This window comes from Afifella marina DSM 2698 (assembly GCF_900102695.1).
Taxonomy (GTDB): domain Bacteria; phylum Pseudomonadota; class Alphaproteobacteria; order Rhizobiales; family Afifellaceae; genus Afifella; species Afifella marina.
On sequence record NZ_FMVW01000005.1, the window covers coordinates 18,358 to 37,409 of the forward strand.

Consider the following 19,052-nt stretch of genomic DNA (forward strand, 5'->3'; position numbering starts at 1 on the left):
CGGGCGGCGCCCCATCCCCTCTAGGCGAAGAAGTGGAGCGGAAATTTCCGCTTTTTGGATCGTTTCGCAGTTGGCGAAAGCGGCCGATTACACTAACTGCGCGTTTGCAAAAGGCGTATAGATTGCGCCAGGTCGTCGCAGGGGCAGGCGTCGGCGCAAACCGGGAAAGGCGTAGGATAAGTTCCTGCGGAAGGCTATGGCACGGCAAATCTCGAACGAAGCCCTCCGACAATCTTCGTTTCTTTATGGCGGCAACGCCGAATACCTGGAGCAGCTTTACGCGCGCTACCAGAACGATCCTGCCTCCGTCGGCGACGGATGGCGGGATTTTTTTCAAGAGCTGAAGGACGAGAAGAACGACGTCATCCGTGAGGCGCGGGGCGCGCCCTGGCAGCGACCCGACTGGCCGATCGTTGCAAACGGTGAACTCGTCTCCGCTCTCGATGGCAATTGGCAGGGCGTCGAGCGGCATATCGATACGAAGATCCGCGCCAAGGCCCAGAAGGCCGGCGTCGATCTCTCAGAGCCGGAAGTCCTGCAGGCGACCCGGGATTCCGTCCGCGCTTTGATGATGATCCGGGCCTATCGTATGCGCGGCCATTTCCACGCGAACCTCGATCCGCTCGGCATCGCCGCCATGCGCGACCACGAGGAGCTGCATCCCTCGTCCTACGGCTTCACTGAAGCCGATTACGAGCGGCCGATCTTCCTCGATTGGGTTCTCGGGCTCGAATTCGCCACCATCCCGCAAATGCTGGCGATCCTTCGGCGCACCTATTGTTCGACGCTCGGCGTCGAGTTCATGCATATCTCCGCCCCGGACGAGAAGGGTTGGATCCAGGAGCGCATCGAGGGCCCGGACAAGGAGATCACCTTTACCGACGAGGGCAAGCGCGCCATCCTCAACAAGCTGATCGAGGCGGAAGGCTTCGAGAAGTTTCTCGATATCAAATATACCGGCACGAAGCGCTTCGGCCTCGACGGTTCAGAAGCGCTGATCCCGGCGCTCGAACAGATCATCAAGCGCGGTGGTCATCTCGGCCTGCGCGAAATCGCCTTCGGCATGGCCCACCGCGGCCGGCTCAACGTGCTCGGCCTCGTCATGGGCAAGCCGCTGCATGCCATCTTCCACGAATTCAAGGGCGGCTCGGCGCAGCCCGACGACGTCGAAGGTTCGGGCGATGTGAAGTACCATCTCGGCGCTTCCTCCGACCGGGAATTCGACGGCAACAAGGTGCATCTCGGCCTCACCGCCAACCCGTCGCATCTTGAGATCGTCGATCCGGTGGTGCTCGGCAAATCACGCGCCAAGCAGGATCGCTGGGAAGAGCCAAACGAGGAAGGCATTCGCGAGCGCTCGAGCGTTCTGCCGCTTCTCATTCACGGCGATGCGGCCTTTGCCGGCCAGGGCGTCGTCGCGGAATGTTTCGGACTTTCCGGCCTCAGAGGCCATCGCACCGGCGGCTCGATCCATTTCATCATCAACAACCAGATCGGCTTCACCACCAATCCGCGCCTGTCGCGCTCGTCGCCTTATCCTTCCGATGTCGCGAAGATGATCGAGGCGCCGATTTTCCACGTGAACGGAGACGATCCGGAGGCGGTGGTGTTTGCGGCGAAGGTGGCGACGGAATTCCGCCAGCGCTTCAAGAAGCCGGTCGTAATCGACATGTTCTGCTATCGGCGCTTTGGGCATAACGAGTCCGACGAGCCGAGCTTCACGCAGCCGCTGATGTACCGCGAGATCCGCAAGCATCCGACGACGCTTGCGGTCTACGGGAAAAAGCTGATCGAAGAAGGCCTGACGAGCGAAGAACAGATCGAAGAGCGCAAGGCCGAGTGGCGTGCGCAGCTCGATGAGGAGTTCGAGGTTGGCCAGAACTACAAGCCGAACAAGGCCGACTGGCTCGACGGCATGTGGATGGGGCTGACGACGCCGAAAGCCTCCGACGAACGTCGGGTCGGACGCACGGGCGTCGAGCTCGATCGCCTCAACCAGATCGGCATGGCGCTGACCGAGGCGCCGAAGGATTTCAAGATCCACAAGACCATCCGGCGCTTCCTCGACAATCGGCGGAAGATGCTGGAAACGGGCGAGGGCATCGACTGGGCGATGGGCGAAGCGCTCGCCTTTGGCAGTCTGCTTTCCGAGGGCCACAAGGTGCGGCTTTCCGGCCAGGACGTTGAACGCGGCACCTTCTCGCAGCGCCACACGGTGCTGTACGACCAGGAGACGGAAGAGCGCTACGTGTCGCTCAACAATCTCGGTCGCAAGCAGGAGACCTTCGAAGTCGTCAATTCGATGCTGTCGGAAGAAGCCGTTCTCGGGTTCGAATACGGCTATTCGGTTTCCGAGCCGCGCGGTTTGACCCTGTGGGAAGCTCAGTTCGGCGACTTCGCCAACGGCGCGCAGGTGATCTTCGACCAGTTCATCTCCTCGGCCGAGCGCAAATGGCTTCGAATGTCCGGCCTCGTCTGTCTCTTGCCGCATGGCTACGAGGGGCAGGGGCCGGAGCATTCGTCGGCCCGGCTGGAGCGCTTCCTGCAGATGTGCGCGGAAGACAACATGCAGGTCGCCAATTGCACGACGCCTGCCAATTACTTTCACATTCTGCGCCGTCAGCTGCACCGCAACTTCCGCAAGCCGCTCATTTTGATGACGCCAAAGAGCCTGCTGCGCCATAAGCGGGCGGTGTCCAAGCTCGATGAATTCGTCAAGGACACGTCCTTCCATCGGATTCTCTTCGACGATGCCGATCGCAACGAGGGCGAGGGAATCCGCCTCAAGCCGGATGCGGACATCCGCCGTGTCGTCGTCTCCTCCGGAAAGGTCTATTACGATCTCTTCGAGGAGCGCGAAAACCGCGGCATCGACGATGTCTATCTCTTGCGGCTGGAACAGTTTTACCCGTTCCCGATGACGGCGCTCACCAAGCAGATGGCGCGCTTCCCGAAGGCGGAGCTCGTCTGGTGTCAGGAAGAGCCCAAAAATATGGGCGGCTGGGCTTTCGTGAAGCCGCGCCTGGTCAATATCCTGAACACGCTGGAGTTGCCCCAAGAGAAGCCGCGCTATGCTGGCCGGCCAGCCTCGGCGGCGACTGCCACGGGGGTCATGTCGCGGCATCTGCAGCAACGGGCGAAATTTCTTGAAGAGGCGCTTGGCGATTAGGCCGGGCGCTCAATTGTAGCTTCTGACAGGCGCCGCAACGGCGCGACGAAACGGGACGATCAATGACAACGGACATCAAGGTTCCGACGCTTGGCGAATCGGTCACGGAAGCCACCGTCGGCCAGTGGTTCAAGAAGGAAGGCGAGGCGGTGTCTCGGGACGAGCCGCTCGTCGAACTTGAAACCGACAAGGTCACGGTGGAAGTGCCGGCACCTTCCGAAGGCACGCTGGAATCGATCGTCGTCAAGGCAGGCGAGACCGTCGAAGTCGGCACGCTTCTCGGCTCCATCGCCGCGGGCGACGGCAAGGCGAAACCGGCAGAAAAGCCGGCTGCCGCAGCGTCCAACGGCAGCGGCAAGGCTGAAAAGTCCGCCGCGGCGCCGGCTGCCGAGCCGGCCTCAGAGGATGGAAGCGGGGAAGGCGAGCTCATCGACATCGTCGTTCCCTCCGCCGGTGAATCCGTGACAGAGGCCGATGTCGGCGAATGGTTGAAGCAGGAGGGCGAGGAAGTCGCCCTGGACGAGGCCGTCGTCGAACTCGAGACCGACAAGGCGGCGCAGGAAATCCCGGCGCAGGCCGCCGGTGTCTTGGCTGAAATCATCAAGAAGCAGGGCGAGACGGTGACCGTCGGCCAGGTTCTCGGTCGCATCCGTGTCGGCGCCAAGGGGGCGAAGACGGCGGAGGCATCGGCGCCCAAGGCGGAGAACACGGAAACGGCGCCCGCTGCCGGCGAGCGCAAGCCCGCGCCGTCTGCAGCTAAAATGATGGAAGAAAAGGGCCTCGCCGCAGCCGATATGGATGGGTCCGGCAAGAAGGGCCAGGTTCTCAAGGGCGATGTGCTGAAGGCGCTCGAACAGGGCTCCGAGCAGCCGCAGGCGAAGCCCTCGGCACCCCGTGCTCCGTCGCCGGAAGCCGACGAGACGCGCGAAGAACGGGTGAAGATGACCCGCCTCCGCCAGACCATCGCGCGGCGGCTGAAAGAGGCACAGAACACCGCGGCGATGCTCACCACGTTCAATGACGTGGACATGGGCGCCGTCATGGATCTCCGGAAAACCTACCGCGACCTCTTCGAGAAGAAGCATGGCGTCCGGCTCGGCTTCATGGGCTTCTTCGTGAAGGCGGCGGTGGCCGCGCTCAAGGAGATCCCGGCCGTCAATGCTGAGATCGATGGCACCGATCTCGTCTACAAGAACTATTACCACATCGGCGTGGCCGTCGGGACCGACAAGGGCCTCGTCGTGCCGGTCGTGCGTGATGCGCAGGACATGTCGGTGGCCGAAATCGAGAAGGAGATCGGCTCTCTCGGAAAGAAGGCGCGCGACGGATCCCTGACCCTTCAGGACATGCAGGGCGGCACCTTCACCATCTCCAATGGTGGCGTCTACGGCTCCTTGATGTCGACGCCGATCCTCAACGCGCCGCAATCGGGCATTCTCGGCATGCACCGCATCGAGGAACGGCCGGTCGTGCGGAACGGTCAGGTCGTGGTTCGCCCGATGATGTATCTGGCGCTTTCCTACGATCACCGCGTCGTCGATGGTCAGGAAGCGGTGACGTTCCTCGTCCGCATCAAGGAGGCGATCGAAGATCCGCAGCGTCTCGTGCTCGATCTCTAAGGCATCACCAGGGGGGCTTGAATGGAAGCGGCAGCGGCCGGGCTATCCATGGAGATGACGCTTCTTGGCTGGAGCGTCATCCTCCTTATCGTCCATATCATCGTCCAGTCCGGTGCGGCGACGCGGGAGACTGGCCTCGCTTACAACGCGAGCCCGCGCGACGAGGGCAACAAGGCCTGGGGCGTCATGGCCGGGCGTTCGTCGCGGGCGCTCAAGAATTTTCTCGAGACGTATCCGGCCTTCGTGGCGATGGCGCTGGCACTTGCCGCGACCGACAAGACCGGTGGCCTTGGAGAAATCGGCGCGCATGTCTGGTTCTGGGCGCGTATCGTCTATCTGCCGCTCTATCTTTTCGGTATTCCTTATATCCGCAGCATCGTTTGGATGATTTCCGTCGGCGGCATTTTGCTGATGCTTTGGGCGCTGTTCTTCTAGAATCGGCGCTGTAGGGTCAGGGCCGCGACGAAGGGGGGCCCATGGGCGTCGAATTCTTCGTCACCTCGCTTTTGATCATTCTCATTCCCGGCACCGGCGTCATCTATACGCTGGCGGCCGGGTTGTCCGGCGGGCAACGGCGCGCAATCATCGCCGCCTTCGGATGTACGCTCGGCATCGTGCCGCATCTGACGGCCTCGATCCTCGGCCTTGCCGCACTCTTGCATGCGAGCGCCACGCTTTTCGCCTTCATAAAGTATCTCGGCGTCGCTTATCTTCTCTATCTCGCTTGGCAGACGCTCAAATCGGCAGGACCGCTGGCGCTCTCGAGCCGAGAGGAGACGCCGAAGCGTGCGCTATCGATCGTGCGCAACGGTATTCTTCTCAATGTTCTGAACCCGAAGCTGTCGATCTTCTTCGTCGCCTTCCTGCCGCAGTTCATCACGCCGGGGGAAGCTTCGCCGACGGGTGAACTCCTCGTCCTGTCCCTTTTGTTCATGGCAATGACGTTCGTCGTTTTCGTCCTCTATGGCGTGTTTGCGGCTGCCATGCGCGCAAAGGTCTTGCAAAACGCCCGGCTTATGCGCTGGCTGCAGCGGACCGTGGCCATCGCGTTCGCCGGTTTCGGCCTGCGTCTCGCTTTCACCAGTCGTTGATGCGGCGGGGCCGCCACCTACCTTAGTGACCTATCCTTCGAGAATTCTGGAGTAATCAGCCGACATGCCTGACACTTACGATCTCATCGTCATCGGCAGCGGACCGGGCGGCTACGTCTGCGCCATCCGCGCCGCCCAGCTCGGGCTCAAGACGGCAGTCGTGGAAAAGCGCCCGACGTTTGGCGGCACCTGTCTCAATGTCGGTTGCATTCCTTCCAAGGCGCTTTTGCACACCTCCGAGATGTTCGAGCAGGCGGCGCATGGCTTCGCTGATTTCGGCATCAAGGTGAAGCCCGAGCTCGATCTCGAAGCGATGCTGGCGCACAAGGACAAGACGGTGAAGGCGAACGTCGACGGCGTCGCCTACCTCTTCAAGAAGAACAAGATCGACACCTTCGAGGGTGTCGGGCGCATCGTCCAGGCAGGCGAGGTCGAGGTGAGGCCCGAGAAGGGGGAGGCGACGCGCCTTTCCACCAAGGCGATCGTCATCGCGACCGGTTCCGAATCGGCACCCCTGCCGGGAGTGGAGGTCGACGAAAAGAAGATCGTGTCCTCAACCGGCGCGCTGAAGCTCGGTAAGGTGCCGGAGAAGCTCGTCGTCGTCGGTGCTGGTATCATCGGCCTCGAACTCGGTTCCGTGTGGCGGCGGCTCGGGGCGAAGGTCACGGTCGTGGAATTCCTCGATCGCATCCTGCCCGGCATGGACGGGGAGGTGGCCAAACAGGCCCAGCGCCTCTTCAAGAAGCAAGGCATCGACTTCCGTCTCGGCACCAAGGTGACGGGTGTCGAAACCGAAAAGAAGGGCCTGCGTGTCTCCGTCGAGCCGGTCAAGGGCGGGGATGCGGAGAAGCTCGATGCCGATATCGTGCTCGTGGCAATCGGCCGGCGTCCCTATACGGCGGGGCTCGGGCTCGAAGAGGCGGGGGTTGCGCTCGACGAGCGCGGCCGCGTTGCCACCGCCAAGGATTACAAGACGAATGTCGAGGGCATCTACGCGATCGGCGACGCGATCGCCGGACCGATGCTCGCCCATAAGGCTGAGGATGAAGGCACGGCCGTTGCCGAAATTCTTGCCGGCCAGAAGGGCCACGTCAATTACGAGGTGATTCCGAGCGTTGTCTATACGGAGCCGGAAATCGCCGTCGTCGGACGCTCGGAAGAGGACCTGAAAGAGGCCGGTATCGCCTATCGCAGTGGCAAATTCCCCTTCAGCGCCAATGGGCGCGCCCGCGCGATGAATGCCACCGACGGCTTCGTCAAAGTGCTGGCCGACGAAAAGACCGATCAGGTGCTTGGCGTGCATATCGTGGGACGGGGTGCCGGAGAGATGATCCACGAGGCGGCCGTCCTCATGGAATTCTCAGGTGCTGCGGAAGATCTGGCGCGCACCTGCCATGCGCATCCGACGATGTCGGAGGCCGTCCGCGAGGCGGCGATGGCCGCCTGGTTCAAACCCATCCATATCTGACGTCTCATCAAAGCCCGGGGGTCCGGCCCGCGGGCCCGGCCACCGGCCGGGTCTGACCGTGCCATAAAAACGTGGGGCAAAAAAAACGCCGGCCTGTGGCCGGCGTAAATTTGATCCGGTTGCTTTTGGCAACCTGGACTGGAGTATCTGGAAAACGTGCAGGGTCCTATTTGGTTCCGCTCACGCACGACTGATCGCCCTGCGCGCAGTTATTTTTTGCTGCCGTGTGGCTTTCGGTGCTGGTGACGGCCGTCGGCAGGGTCGCTGGCGTCGCCATCGCCACCTTTTCCTCAGCGGCCGGCGCTTTGGAGGCCATCACCTGCTGGCGGTGAAAGCTGCAATCGGCGCTGGCGGCAGATGCCAGCAGGAGGAAGGCGGCGGTCGCGCTGACACATGTCAAAACCTTACGCATGAATCTCTCCTTGTTTCCTCTTGTCTCTCCACGGACAAAGCCTGTGCTCATGTCCGAAAAGTAAGCTAGGGCGGAAAGAAGGCTGCGCTAAGATCGATTCTGCCTCAATATTCGCCATCTCGAAAACGTGATGACTTGAGAAAAACGGTCACGAATGCCGGTGATTGGCGGCGCGTGGATGCGCCTTTGCATAAATATCGAGGAGCCTCGCCGCATCGACATTGGTATAGACCTGCGTCGTCGACAGGCTCGCATGACCCAAAAGCTCCTGGATCGTCCTGAGATCCCCGCCGTCGCCAAGAAGGTGCGTGGCGAAGGAATGGCGCAGCGCATGTGGTGTGACGGTCGGCTCCAGACCCAGGGCAGAGCGGAGCCGCTCCACCAGTTTCTGGATGATGCGGGCCGACAGAGCGCCGCCCTTGGCGCCGCGGAACAGAGGCTCGCTCGGGGCCAGAAGATAGGGACAGAGACGAATATAGGCTTCGATCGCCTCGCTGACCTTTGGCAGAACCGGGACGATCCGCGTCTTGCCGCCCTTGCCGGTGACACGAAGCGTGTCGCGGCCCCCGACCGGCGCATCGGCGCGCGCAATGCCGAGCGCTTCGGAGATGCGCAAGCCGCTGCCGTAAAGCAGGAGAAGGACGGCGCGGTCGCGTGCGGCCAGCCATGGCTCCTCGGTCAATGTGTCAGCCGCATCCGTCAGCGTCAGCGTATCGGTGACCGACAGGGCCTTTGGGAGGCTATTCTTCTGCTTCGGGCTGCGCACGGCCTCGAAAGCCGAGGTGGTCGGGATGTCGTGCCGGGCGCAGAAGCGGGCAAGCGAGCGGCACGCGGCGAGCTGGCGGGCGAGGCTGCGCGAACCTGCTCCGGACGCGCGGCGGGCGGCGAGGAAAGCGCGAATATCGGCGGGCGTGAGGGCGGCGATGTCAGCGATTCCCGGAGGCGCGCCGAGATGTTTCGTCAAAAATTGCGCCAGCTGCGAAAGATCGCGCTCATAGGCTTCGAGGGTCTTCGGCGACAATCGCCTCTCGTCGCGGAGATAGCTCAGCCAACGCTGCAAAAGTGCGGCGAGGTCGGGCGCAAGCGTGACGAGAAAGGTCTCTTCGGTGGCCATGGCGCGAGTATCACGCGCCATGGTTAAACAAATGCATAGGGGCGTAAAATCTTGGTTCTGCACCCTTTTTCATTTGAGTCAGAGGATTGACTGACCCGCTTTCTTCCAATCCGCCAGGAAGGCCTCGAGACCCTTGTCCGTGAGCGGGTGCTTGATGAGGGAGCGCAGCACCTGCGGCGGCACCGTCACCACATCGGCACCGATCATTGCCGCCTGCTTCACATGGTTGGGCGTGCGCACGGAGGCCGCCAGGATCTCCGTCTCGAAGTTCGGATAATTGTCGTAGATGATGCGGATCTCTTCGATCAGCTCCATGCCATCGAGATTGATGTCATCGAGCCGACCGATGAAGGGCGAGATGAACGCCGCGCCGGCCTTGGCCGCGAGCAGGGCCTGGTTGGCGGAAAAGCACAAAGTCACGTTCACCATCCGGCCCTCGTTCGCGAAGGTGCGGCAGGCCTTGAGGCCGTCCAATGTCAGCGGCACCTTGATCGCGACGTTGTCGGCGATCTCGGCGAGCTTGCGGCCCTCTTTCAACATCGTGTCGTAATCGGTCGCCGCCACTTCGGCCGAAACCGGTCCCGATACGACATCGCAGATCTCTGCGATGACGTCGGTGATCGGTCGCCCCGCCTTCATGATCAGCGAGGGGTTGGTGGTGACGCCGTCGAGGAGCCCGGCTTCTGCAAGCTCGCGGATCTCGGCGGTGTCGGCGGTGTCCACGAAGAATTTCATAGCGTTTGCCTCATCGCTGCGCTTGTCGTCGCGCGTGATAATCGTCTGCCCTCTCTAGAGCTTTCATCCCCGCCTTTGAAGGCACGACGTGCATGCACGCCTTGCAAAGGCGCCGTGCAGCCCTTCTCTCAATCCTTGGCGGGCGGTCGTGGCAAAGCCCCTAAAGCGCCAAGGCGGAGGCGAGCACGGCCCCCACGTAAAGCACAAGGATTCCCACTGTTTCGAAACCCACATTGGCGAAGCCGTAGCGCTCGCGCCGGATGAGACCGAGGAGGAGCACGGCGGTCATGGCGATGCCGACCAGTGCCCAGAATTGCGTCGAGGGATCGATGGCGTTGTAGATGGAGCCGTCGCGGTAGGCGACGTCGGCAGCCGACAGGAACAGAACGTCGAACGTGTTGCCCCCGATGATGCCGCCAAGGGCGAGTTGCAAGGCGCCCCGCCGCACCGCGGCGAGGGTGGTGACGAGCTCGGGCAGCGAGGTGACGGTCGCCGTCATCAAAGCGCCGACGACGCTGCCGCTGATGCCGGTCTTCTGGGCGATCGTCGTTCCGGTCTCCGCCACCACGTAGCCCGCAATGGCGACGACGATCACCATCCCCGCAAATGAAAGCGCCAGGTTGAGCGTGGAGCGGCCTTTCTCGTCTTCTTCCGGCACGTCGTGCCGGGTCTCGGCGGTATCGAAAGGCTTCCACATCGGCTGATCCCGGTCCTGGCGACCGAGCCTCAGACCAAAAATGTAGATTGCGATCAGGATGATGCTTGCCGGATGCACGCCGAAGACAGTGACCGGCGGGAGCACGCCCGCGATCATCGGAACGCTGAGGAGAAGGATGAGCAGCGCCGATTGCGAGAGATTGGTTGGATCGGCGGCCGCGTGTTCCAGATTGGCCTTGCGATAGGCGATGTCGGCAAGAGCGAGGAAGGCGGTCTGCGCGGCGATGCCGCCGAGCGAATTGGCGTAAGCGAGATCGATGTTGCCGGTGGCGGCTGCCGTCACCGAGGTGACCGTGCCGGCCGCCGATGTCGTCGCCCCTAAAAGCACCGCCCCCGCGATCGCCTCGCCGAGCCCTGTGCGGTCGGCCAGAACGTCGGCGACGGAGGTGAGCTTCGTGCCAATAAAGGCGATGGTGGCCGCGGCTACGACGAAGAGCCCGAGCGCGAAAGACAGGGGAAGTTCTGGCAAGAAAAAGATCCGCTTTGTTTGCCTAGCCAACTGGAGAGGCAATGCCGGGTTCCAACTTTCGCAAATGCGCTTCATCGGCGTCGCGATTTTGCTTCATGCTTGCGAATCGCCGCCCACCGCGCTTGGAAGGCGTGTCCGGGACCGCTTAGGCTCGTTCAGCGGATTCAACGAAAGCCGAGGCTTGCTTGCCTGATACGTTTCCGCTCCAGGTGCTTCTCCCCTACGCCCTCGAGCGCAGTTACACCTATCTTGCCGACCGCCCGCTCGAACCCGGAACGATTGTCGTCGTGCCGCTCGGGCCCCGCGAGGTATTGGGTGTCGTCTGGGACGATGAGGCGCCGCAAACGCTCAATGCCGGGAAACTGAAGCCGATCGAAGCGGTCCTTCCGGCCTTACCGCTGCCGCATCCGCTGATGCGCCTGGTCGATTTCGTCGCCGATTACACATTGTCGCCGCCAGGCATGGTGTTGCGCATGGCGCTGCGCGTGACGGCGGCGCTCGCCCCGGAGAAGCCGGTTGCGGCCGTGCGCGTAACGGGGATGGCGCCGGATCGGTCGACCGCCGCGCGCCAGCGCGTTCTCGATCTGGCGGGCGATGGTCTCGCCTGGTCGAAAAGCGGCCTTGCCACGGCGGCGGGCGTTTCTGCCTCAGTGGTCGACGGGCTCGTCAAACAGGGCGCGCTGGAGATGGTGCTTCTGCCGCCGCGCCCCGTCACACGCTCGCCGGTCCCCGATTTCGCGCCGCCGGAGCTCTCCGGTGCGCAGGCCGAGGCCGGCGCGCAATTGCGTGCGCTTGTGCGCGATGAGGCGTTTTCGGTCGCTCTCATCGACGGCGTGACCGGTGCCGGCAAGACCGAGGTGTTTTTCGAGGCCGCGGCGGAGGCCCTCGAAAAGGGCCGCCAGGTTTTGATTTTGATGCCGGAAATCGCCCTGACCTCGCAGGCGCTTGAACGTTTCGCCGCTCGCTTCGGCTCGCCGCCGGCGGAATGGCATTCGGAGATGTCGCCGAAATTGCGCGAACGCGTCTGGCGCGGGGTTGCCGACGGGACGGTTCGCGCCGTCGTCGGGGCGCGCTCGGCGCTCTTTCTGCCGTTTTGCGAACTCGGCCTCGTCGTCGTCGATGAAGAGCATGACGGCGCCTACAAGCAGGAAGAGGGCGTCATCTACCATGCCCGCGACATGGCCGTCGCTTATGGCCATCTCGCGGGCTTCCCGGTGGTGCTGTCGTCGGCGACGCCGTCCGTCGAAAGTCGGGTCAACGCGCAGCGCGGGCGCTACCGTCACATCCATCTCGACCAGCGCTACAGCGGCGCGGGCCTGCCCGACGTCGACGTCGTCGATCTGCGCGAAGCTCCGCCGGAGCGCGGCCGCTCCTTGTCACCGAAGCTCGTCGAAGCCGTCCGGCAGACCCTGGCGCAGGGCCACCAGGCGCTTCTCTTCCTCAACCGTCGCGGTTACGCGCCCCTGACGCTCTGCCGCCATTGCGGCCACCGCTTCACCTGCCCGAATTGTTCGACATGGCTCGTCGAACATCGGTTTCGCGGCGTACTGGCCTGCCATCATTGCGGGCATGAAGAAAGGCGGCCCGAAGCCTGTCCGGCCTGCGGTGCCGAGGACAGTCTCGTCGCCTGCGGGCCCGGGGTAGAGCGGCTGCAGGAAGAGGCGCTCGATCTCTTTCCGGAGGCGAGGAGCCTCGTTTTATCGAGCGATCTCGCCGGCGGCGTGCAGCGGCTGCGGCTGGAACTCGCCGCCGTCGAAAAGGGCGAAGCCGACATCATCATCGGCACGCAGCTCGTCGCCAAAGGTCACAATTTCCCGAAACTTACGCTCGTCGGTGTCGTCGATGCCGATCTTGGCCTGGCGCAGGGCGATCCGCGCGCGGCGGAGCGGACCTTCCAGCTTTTGACCCAGGTCGCGGGTCGGGCCGGACGGGCCGGCCAGTCCAGCCGGGCTTTCCTGCAGACCTGGCAGCCCGGCCATCCGGTCATGACGGCGCTGGCGGGTGGTCAGCCGGAGGCGTTCTTCGAGGCCGAGGTGGAAAGCCGGCGCCGGGGCGGCCTGCCGCCGTTTTCGCGCCTCGCCGGCATCATCGTCAGCGGGCCGGAGCGTGCCGCGGCGCAGGAGCATGCCCGGGCGATGGCGCGGTCCGCGCCGCGCGAAGAGGGGGTGGAGCTCTTGGGTCCGGCCGAAGCGCCGCTGGCGCTCATCCGCGGCCGCTATCGCTTCCGGCTTCTGGTCCGTGCGGCCTCTTCCAACCAGCTGCACCGCTGGCTGCGGGCCTGGCTCGCCGCGGCCCCGAAGGCCCGCGGCAACCTCAGGGTCGCCGTCGATGTCGACCCGCAGAGCTTCCTCTGAGCTTCGTAGGACGTGGTCGTGCTTCGGTGCTCCGGCAAGATAACGATGATTTGAGGACTTGGGACGGCGCGTGCCTGCGGTTGCAGTTTCTTCAGAAGGTAACGGCCGCCTGTGCAGTCACGCCAAACATATCGACCGACCAGTCTTCGTCCTGAGCCGTGCCGCCGGCGGCAATGTTCTCGAAATGGGCGTTGCCGTCCGTCTCCATGTGCCAGTAGCGGCCGCCGAGACCGATCGTGAAGCTGTCGTTCAGCCGGTAATTGACCATTCCCTCAAGCTGGTAGCCCCAGCCGGTGCCCGTTTCGGGGATCGAACCGGCGAGGTCGGGGCGCAGGTGATGCGAATCGGCCCCGTCGAGATAGACATAGGGGAGGATTGCGCCCTCGGCGCTCACCAGGATGCGATCGCCGATAAGAGCATCGGCTTTCATGCCGATGCGTGCCGAGTGCCAGTCGTTCTCTTGCGAAATGACTTTTGCGCCGTCGGGAACATCGCCCGGCTGGCAGATCTCGAAAGCGGCTTCCTGCTGGCACCCATAGGCGTGCACCTGCTGGCGCAGCCAATTGTAGCCGGCAAACACGCCAAGACGTACGTTCGGCCGTTCAATGAGGTATTTGCCGCCGTCGATGGTGACGTAATAGACGTGGCCGTCGTCCTGATCGCTTTTCGTGCTCGAATAGTCCGGAAGGACCGGCGGGAAGTCCTCGTCCTGCAACGAGCCGCGCAGGCTCCAGCCGAGGCCGGCATTGCCCTTGGCGAAAATCCCATCATCGGTGATCTCGCCGAAGACTTCTCCGGCATGGGTATCGAGATCGTCGTAGGTCAGGCGGGAGAGCCTGATGTCTCCGGTCGAATCGTAGAGCGTCTTTTCGGTGTTGCCGGTCGCGTACCAATATCTCGTGCCGAGCGTTGCGCTATAGGAGCAGTTGAGCGCACCAGATTTTGCGGAAACGCCGAAATCTGCCGCCAGCGCCCTGCCTTGAACAGCCGCGAGACCCAATCCCAGAGCGCAAGCGAGTGTGATTTTTGTTGCTCGTCCAAAACGCATTTGCCGCCCCCAGACTGCGTGTTGCGGTGACAAGCAATGCCGCGAAAGGTTAAAAGAAATGGTTAATCAATTCTCATGGCGGGGAATCGCCAAAATCGCCGTGTCCCGTGGTCGCCGGGGAGGCAAGCGCGCAGCGCTTTCGGCGACTTCCGCGGAGGCAAACCTTTCGTAGGGGTGGCGGCGTTTGTCGGCCTCGGGGCCGCTCGCCGTGTTGCACCCCCCAAAACGCTGTGCTAAGGGGCCCCCGGCTTGGCATGAGGGGGGCCCCGGCCCCTCCACGGTTGTCTAAACCCACCTGCTTCCGGAGCAACGATCCGGAGCTCTAGCAAGAGATAGGAAACGCGTGGCGGACTCCTCCTCCCCTGTATCTGGCGTGGCTGATCGGTATGCGGCGGCTTTGTTTGAGCTGGCGCTGGAGGAATCGGCTCTCGAACAGGTCGAAGCCGATCTCGATCGCTATTCGCAGATGCTCGACGAGAGTGCCGATTTCCGCAGGCTCGTCGAAAGCCCGGCTTTCTCCTCCGAGGATCAGCTCGGGGCGATGAAAGCGCTGAACGAACGCGCAGGCATTGCTAGCCTTGCGGCGAATTTCGTCGGCGTTCTGGCGCAGAACAGGCGGCTGTTCACGCTGCCCGGCGTCATTCGGTCGTTCAAGCGGCGCGCCGCGGAGCATCGCGGCGAAGCGACGGCCCATGTCACTGCGGCGCAGGCCTTGAGCGAGGAGCAAAAAAGCGCCCTGAAAGCGGCGCTGAAAGAGCGCCTCGGCAAGGATGCCAATCTCGATCTCAAGGTCGATCCTGCGATTCTTGGCGGCCTCGTCGTCAAGCTCGGTTCGCAGATGATTGACACCTCGCTCAGGACCAAGCTCAACATGATGAAATCACGTCTTAAAGAGGCCAGCTGATGGATATTCGGGCCGCAGAGATCTCCTCGATCCTGAAGGAGCAGATCAAGAATTTCGGCAAGGAAGCCGAGGTCACCGAGGTTGGCCAGGTCCTGTCCGTCGGTGACGGCATCGCCCGCGTCTACGGCCTCGACAAGGTTCAGGCCGGTGAGATGGTCGAGTTCGACGGCGGCATTCGCGGCATGGCGTTGAACCTCGAAGAAGACAATGTCGGCGTCGTCATCTTCGGCTCCGACCGGGAGATCAAGGAAGGCTCCACCGTCAAGCGGACAGGTGCCATCGTTGAAGTGCCGGTCGGCAAGGGCCTGCTCGGACGAGTCGTCGACGGTCTCGGCAATCCGATCGACGGCAAGGGCCCGATCGATTCGACCGAGAAGCGCCGCGTCGACGTGAAAGCGCCGGGCATCATCCCGCGCAAATCGGTGCACGAGCCGATGTCGACTGGCCTCAAGGCTATCGACGCGCTCATCCCGATCGGCCGCGGCCAGCGCGAGCTCATCATCGGCGACCGCCAGACCGGCAAGTCGGCCATCATTCTCGATACGATCCTCAACCAGAAGCCCGCCTGGGACCGCAAGGATGATGATCGGATCCTTTATTGCATCTACGTCGCCGTCGGTCAGAAACGTTCGACGGTCGCGCAGTTCGCCAAGACGCTCGAAGAGCGCGGCGCACTGGAATATTCCATCATCATCGCGGCGACAGCCTCCGATCCTGCTCCGATGCAGTATCTGGCGCCGTTCACCGGCTGCGCGATGGGTGAGTTCTTCCGCGATAACGGCATGCACGCCCTGATCGCCTATGACGATCTCTCCAAGCAGGCCGTGTCTTATCGTCAGATGTCGCTGCTCCTTCGTCGTCCGCCAGGACGCGAGGCCTATCCGGGCGACGTCTTCTATCTGCATTCGCGGCTCCTGGAGCGCGCGGCGAAGATGAACGACGATTACGGTTCTGGTTCCCTGACGGCTCTGCCGGTGATCGAAACGCAGGCGAATGACGTGTCGGCCTATATTCCGACCAACGTCATCTCCATTACCGACGGTCAGATCTTCCTGGAGACGGATCTCTTCTACCAGGGTATCCGTCCGGCGGTGAATGTCGGTCTGTCGGTGTCGCGTGTCGGTTCGGCGGCTCAGATCAAGGCGATGAAGCAGGTTGCCGGTTCGATTAAGGGCGAGCTTGCGCAGTACCGCGAAATGGCGGCATTCGCGCAGTTCGGTTCCGACCTCGACCGCGCCACGCAGCGTCTTCTCGATCGCGGTGCGCGTCTGACGGAGCTGTTGAAGCAGCCGCAGTTCTCGCCGCTCAAAACCGAGGAGCAGGTCGTCGTCATCTATGCAGGCGTCAACGGCTATCTGGACAAGATCAGGGTTGCGGACGTGCGTCCTTTCGAGGACGGGCTCCTGGTTCTGATGCGCAACGAGCACCAGGATGTGCTCGACCAGATCCGCACCGAGCAGCAGCTTTCGGACGAACTCCGTGAGAAGCTGACGGCGATCCTCGACAAATTCGCCAAGAATTTCGCGGCGTAAAGCTCTGAGGAGAAGCGGCTCATGGCGAGCCTAAAGGACCTACGCAACCGAATCGCCTCGGTTAAGGCGACGCAGAAGATCACCAAGGCCATGCAAATGGTGGCCGCGGCGAAGCTGCGTAAAGCCCAAGAGGCGGCTGTCGCGGCCCGACCCTATGCGGAGCGCATGGAAAAGGTGCTCGCCAATATTGGGGCCTCGGTCGCCGGCAGCGAGAGCGCGCCGGCGCTCATCGCCGGAACGGGCAAGGACGACGTGCATCTGCTCGTCGTCTTTACCGCCGAGCGCGGTCTCGCCGGCGCTTTCAATGCCTCGATCGTCCGCAAGGCGCGCATGGATGCGCGTCGGCTCGTGGGCGAGGGCAAGACGGTCAAGCTCTTTCTTGTCGGCAAGAAGGGCAACGACATGATGCGCCGCGAGTTCGAGAAGGAAATCGTGGATCGCACAGACTTCCGCGGTGTGCGGCAGTTCGCTTTCAGCGATGCACTGGGCGTGGCGGACAAGCTCCTCAAAATGTTCGATGAGGGCGTCTTCGACGTCGCGACGATCTATTATTCGCGGTTCGAATCGGTGATCACGCAGGTGCCGGTCGCTCAGCGGGTCATCCCCGTCGATCTCGGAGATGTGGAGGAGGCGGACACTTCGCTGCATTACGAGTATGAGCCGGACGAGGAGACGATCCTCGCCGATCTGCTGCCGCGCAATCTCGCCGTGCAGATCTTCCGGGCTCTTCTGGAGAACGGTGCCTCCGAACAGGGCGCGCGCATGACGGCGATGGACAATGCGACGCGCAATGCCGGCGAAATGATCGACAAGCTGTCCCTGTCGTACAATCGTCAGCGGCAGGCCCAGATCACGACAGAGTTGATCGAAATCATCTCCGGTGCAGAATCGCTTTAACGCGCCGATGAACGGCGAATATAAGAGATCAGTCCTGGGTTCGTGCGAGCGGCGCCCCGGGAGAGGACAAGGATAAAGGCATGGCTGAGACAAACATGGGACGCGTCGCGCAGGTGATGGGCGCCGTCGTGGACGTCGAGTTCGACGGCGAGCTGCCGGCGATCCTAAACGCCCTCGAAGTGGACAACCATGGAAACCGTCTGGTTTTGGAAGTGGCGCAGCACCTCGGTGAGAACACGGTGCGCACCATCGCCATGGATCTGACCGAAGGCCTGGCGCGCGGCCAGGAGGTCAAGAACACCGGGCGTGCCATCGCGGTGCCGGTCGGCGACGAGACGCTGGGCCGTATCATGAACGTCATCGGCGAGGCGATCGACCAGGCCGGTCCGATCAAGACCTCCGAGACGCGCGGCATCCACCAGGAAGCGCCGTCTTACATGGAGCAGTCGACCGAATCTGAGATTCTCGTCACCGGCATCAAGGTCATCGATCTTCTGGCGCCGTACGCTCGTGGCGGTAAGATCGGCCTGTTCGGTGGTGCTGGCGTCGGCAAGACGGTGCTCATCCAGGAGCTGATCAACAACGTCGCCAAGGCGCATGGTGGTTATTCGGTCTTCGCCGGCGTGGGTGAGCGCACCCGCGAAGGCAACGATCTCTACCACGAGATGATCGAATCCGGCGTGAACAAGGACCCGAAGGAGAACAACGGTTCGACCGAGGGATCCAAATGCGCCCTTGTCTATGGCCAGATGAACGAGCCTCCCGGAGCGCGTGCGCGTGTCGGCCTCGCCGGTCTGACGGTCGCCGAATATTTCCGCGACCAGGGCCAGGACGTTCTGTTCTTCGTCGACAACATCTTCCGCTTCACGCAGGCGGGTTCGGAAGTGTCGGCGCTTCTCGGTCGTATTCCTTCGGCCGTGGGCTATCAGCCGACGCTCTCCACCGATATGGGTGCCTTGCAGGAGCGCATCACCACGACGACCAAGGGTTCGATCACCTCGGTGCAGGCCATTTACGTGCCTGCCGACGATCTGACCGACCCGGCGCCGGCCACCTCCTTCGCCCACCTCGATGCGACGACGGTGTTGAACCGCGCCATTTCGGAAAAGGGCATTTACCCGGCGGTCGATCCGCTCGATTCCACCTCGCGCATGCTCGATCCGCGGATCGTCGGCGAGGAGCATTACGAGGTCGCCCGGTCGGTTCAGGAGATGCTGCAGCGCTACAAGTCTCTGCAGGACATCATTGCCATTCTCGGCATGGACGAGCTTTCCGAAGAGGACAAGCTGACGGTGGCCCGCGCCCGTAAGATCGAGCGCTTCCTGTCGCAGCCGTTCTTCGTGGCGGAAATCTTCACCAACACGCCGGGCAAGCTCGTCGACATCGCCGACACCATCAAAGGCTTCAAGGGCCTGGTCGCCGGTGATTACGACGATCTGCCGGAAAGCGCCTTCTACATGGTGGGCACGATCGAAGAGGCGCAGGAGAAAGCGCAGCGTCTGGCCGAGGCGGCTTAACGCGGC

15 protein-coding genes are annotated in these 19,052 nt (G+C 62.8%); 10 read left to right on the forward strand and 5 right to left on the reverse strand.

The window, feature by feature from the left end:
• Positions 1-196 precede the first annotated feature (196 nt).
• The 5 genes from BLP76_RS11415 (at position 197) to lpdA (ending at position 7,347) form a co-directional block, all read left to right on the forward strand.
• The gene (locus BLP76_RS11415) at positions 197-3,169 is read left to right on the forward strand and encodes a 2-oxoglutarate dehydrogenase E1 component (protein ID WP_092812890.1); all 2,973 of its coding nucleotides are present in this window, start codon (positions 197-199) and stop codon (positions 3,167-3,169) included.
• A 62-nt stretch (positions 3,170-3,231) separates the two neighbouring features.
• On the forward strand, positions 3,232-4,788 hold the full coding sequence (gene odhB / locus BLP76_RS11420) for a 2-oxoglutarate dehydrogenase complex dihydrolipoyllysine-residue succinyltransferase (protein WP_092812893.1): 1,557 nt from the start codon (positions 3,232-3,234) through the stop codon (positions 4,786-4,788).
• A 21-nt stretch (positions 4,789-4,809) separates the two neighbouring features.
• On the forward strand, positions 4,810-5,223 hold the full coding sequence (locus tag BLP76_RS11425; RefSeq protein ID WP_092812896.1) for an MAPEG family protein: 414 nt from the start codon (positions 4,810-4,812) through the stop codon (positions 5,221-5,223).
• Between the two features lie 41 nt (positions 5,224-5,264).
• Positions 5,265-5,879: a LysE family translocator gene (locus tag BLP76_RS11430; protein WP_092812899.1), complete on the forward strand. Its 615-nt coding sequence runs from the start codon at positions 5,265-5,267 to the stop codon at positions 5,877-5,879.
• A gap of 64 nt (positions 5,880-5,943) precedes the next feature.
• Positions 5,944-7,347: a dihydrolipoyl dehydrogenase gene (lpdA, locus tag BLP76_RS11435; RefSeq protein ID WP_092812902.1), complete on the forward strand. Its 1,404-nt coding sequence runs from the start codon at positions 5,944-5,946 to the stop codon at positions 7,345-7,347.
• Positions 7,348-7,513: 166 nt separating this feature from the next.
• Here lpdA and BLP76_RS11440 read toward each other — a convergent pair whose 3' ends face one another.
• The 4 genes from BLP76_RS11440 to BLP76_RS11455 all read right to left on the reverse strand — a co-directional run bounded on the left by BLP76_RS11440 (position 7,514) and on the right by BLP76_RS11455 (position 10,794).
• On the reverse strand, positions 7,514-7,759 hold the full coding sequence (locus BLP76_RS11440) for a hypothetical protein (protein WP_092812905.1): 246 nt from the start codon (positions 7,757-7,759) through the stop codon (positions 7,514-7,516).
• A 148-nt stretch (positions 7,760-7,907) separates the two neighbouring features.
• Positions 7,908-8,894 carry a tyrosine recombinase XerC gene (locus BLP76_RS11445; RefSeq protein ID WP_244514557.1) on the reverse strand — a complete coding sequence of 329 codons (987 nt, stop codon included), beginning with the start codon at positions 8,892-8,894 and terminating at the stop codon, positions 7,908-7,910.
• A 57-nt stretch (positions 8,895-8,951) separates the two neighbouring features.
• Positions 8,952-9,608, reverse strand: a complete 657-nt coding sequence (gene fsa, locus BLP76_RS11450; RefSeq protein ID WP_092812908.1) for a fructose-6-phosphate aldolase — start codon at positions 9,606-9,608, stop codon at positions 8,952-8,954.
• Between the two features lie 160 nt (positions 9,609-9,768).
• Positions 9,769-10,794: a sodium:calcium antiporter gene (locus BLP76_RS11455; RefSeq protein WP_244514558.1), complete on the reverse strand. Its 1,026-nt coding sequence runs from the start codon at positions 10,792-10,794 to the stop codon at positions 9,769-9,771.
• Between the two features lie 185 nt (positions 10,795-10,979).
• Between BLP76_RS11455 and BLP76_RS11460 the strand changes: the two genes are divergently transcribed.
• Positions 10,980-13,148 carry a primosomal protein N' gene (locus BLP76_RS11460; protein ID WP_092812914.1) on the forward strand — a complete coding sequence of 723 codons (2,169 nt, stop codon included), beginning with the start codon at positions 10,980-10,982 and terminating at the stop codon, positions 13,146-13,148.
• 91 nt (positions 13,149-13,239) lie between these two features.
• Here the strand turns inward: BLP76_RS11460 and BLP76_RS11465 are convergent, their stop codons facing one another.
• Positions 13,240-14,148 (reverse strand): omptin family outer membrane protease, encoded by a 909-nt coding sequence (locus tag BLP76_RS11465; protein WP_092812917.1) that lies wholly within the window; start codon positions 14,146-14,148, stop codon positions 13,240-13,242.
• A 391-nt stretch (positions 14,149-14,539) separates the two neighbouring features.
• Between BLP76_RS11465 and BLP76_RS11470 the strand changes: the two genes are divergently transcribed.
• The 4 genes from BLP76_RS11470 to atpD all read left to right on the forward strand — a co-directional run bounded on the left by BLP76_RS11470 (position 14,540) and on the right by atpD (position 19,046).
• On the forward strand, positions 14,540-15,100 hold the full coding sequence (locus BLP76_RS11470) for a F0F1 ATP synthase subunit delta (protein WP_092812920.1): 561 nt from the start codon (positions 14,540-14,542) through the stop codon (positions 15,098-15,100).
• Complete coding sequence (gene atpA, locus BLP76_RS11475; protein ID WP_092812923.1) at positions 15,100-16,632, forward strand: F0F1 ATP synthase subunit alpha; 1,533 nt, start codon at positions 15,100-15,102, stop codon at positions 16,630-16,632. The genes BLP76_RS11470 and atpA overlap by 1 nt, the downstream gene beginning before the upstream one ends.
• Before the next feature lie 21 nt (positions 16,633-16,653).
• Positions 16,654-17,529, forward strand: coding sequence for a F0F1 ATP synthase subunit gamma (locus BLP76_RS11480; protein ID WP_092812926.1), 876 nt, complete (start codon positions 16,654-16,656; stop codon positions 17,527-17,529).
• Between the two features lie 80 nt (positions 17,530-17,609).
• Complete coding sequence (gene atpD, locus BLP76_RS11485; RefSeq protein ID WP_092812929.1) at positions 17,610-19,046, forward strand: F0F1 ATP synthase subunit beta; 1,437 nt, start codon at positions 17,610-17,612, stop codon at positions 19,044-19,046.
• The last annotated feature ends 6 nt before the right edge of the window (positions 19,047-19,052 follow it).

Coding starts and splice junctions, on each gene's coding strand:
- BLP76_RS11415 (WP_092812890.1), top strand. CDS start 197: ATGGCACGGCAAATCTCGAACGAAGCCCTCCGACAATCTTCGTTTCTT.
- odhB (WP_092812893.1), top strand. CDS start 3,232: ATGACAACGGACATCAAGGTTCCGACGCTTGGCGAATCGGTCACGGAA.
- BLP76_RS11425 (WP_092812896.1), top strand. CDS start 4,810: ATGGAAGCGGCAGCGGCCGGGCTATCCATGGAGATGACGCTTCTTGGC.
- BLP76_RS11430 (WP_092812899.1), top strand. CDS start 5,265: ATGGGCGTCGAATTCTTCGTCACCTCGCTTTTGATCATTCTCATTCCC.
- lpdA (WP_092812902.1), top strand. CDS start 5,944: ATGCCTGACACTTACGATCTCATCGTCATCGGCAGCGGACCGGGCGGC.
- BLP76_RS11440 (WP_092812905.1), bottom strand. CDS start 7,759: ATGCGTAAGGTTTTGACATGTGTCAGCGCGACCGCCGCCTTCCTCCTG.
- BLP76_RS11445 (WP_244514557.1), bottom strand. CDS start 8,894: ATGGCGCGTGATACTCGCGCCATGGCCACCGAAGAGACCTTTCTCGTC.
- fsa (WP_092812908.1), bottom strand. CDS start 9,608: ATGAAATTCTTCGTGGACACCGCCGACACCGCCGAGATCCGCGAGCTT.
- atpA (WP_092812923.1), top strand. CDS start 15,100: ATGGATATTCGGGCCGCAGAGATCTCCTCGATCCTGAAGGAGCAGATC.
- BLP76_RS11480 (WP_092812926.1), top strand. CDS start 16,654: ATGGCGAGCCTAAAGGACCTACGCAACCGAATCGCCTCGGTTAAGGCG.
- atpD (WP_092812929.1), top strand. CDS start 17,610: ATGGCTGAGACAAACATGGGACGCGTCGCGCAGGTGATGGGCGCCGTC.